Source organism: Streptosporangium heterodermiicola (assembly GCF_051390675.1).
Lineage (GTDB): Bacteria > Actinomycetota > Actinomycetes > Streptosporangiales > Streptosporangiaceae > Streptosporangium.
Genome location: NZ_JBPJSR010000086.1, coordinates 1 through 699, shown reverse-complemented (window position 1 = coordinate 699; position 699 = coordinate 1). Strand labels below are relative to the sequence as shown.

The 699-nt window shown below is 71.7% G+C and carries 1 protein-coding gene; it reads right to left on the bottom strand.

The genetic code is table 11. The features are described from left to right. Positions 1 to 699, bottom strand: a 699-nt coding sequence (locus ACSC1Q_RS43000) for a discoidin domain-containing protein (RefSeq protein ID WP_436764513.1), incomplete at both ends; no start/stop codon positions are given.

The following is a 699-nucleotide window of genomic DNA, read 5'->3' as shown; positions in this document are numbered from 1 at the left end:
AGGTCGACGCCGTCAGGCCGGTGTCGGTGTGCGTGGTGCCGGTCACCGTCGCCACCAGGCTGCCGCCCCGGTAGACCTCGTAACCGGTCACCCCGACGTTGTCGGTGGACGCGTTCCAGGCCAGCGACACGCTGCTCGACGTCGTACCCGTCGAACGCGGGCTACCAGGCACGCTGGGAGCGGTGGTGTCACCGGGATTGCCCCCGCCCGGGGAGCCGTAGACGTCGAGCTCGTGCAGGGAGTAACCCCACGCGGTGCCTCGCGCGGTGCCGTACAGGCGCACGTACCGGCCGCTTCCCGACACCGTCAGGTCGTCGATCGCGCCGTCCCCCGAAGTGGTGGAGTGGACACTGGTCCAGTCGGTGCCGTTGGGAGAGACCTCGATCCGGTAGGCCGAGCCGTAGGCCGCCTCCCAGTCCAGCCTCACCCGGGAGATCGTGTACGAACCTCCCAGGTCGATCCGGATCCACTGCGGGTCGACGCCCTCGGCCGACGCCCACCGGCTGGTGGTGTTCCCGTCCACCGCCAGACCGGCCTCGAACCCAGGCCCCTCGATCGACGACGCCGTGGCGGGCTTGCCCCGGGAGATGAGCTGGTCCTCGTTGCCTCCGCCGCCGGTCGCGGTCTGGGCGGTGACGGCCGCACTCGCCGCCGAACGGTTGCCCGCCGCGTCGCGGGCGCGGACGGTGTAGGTGTACG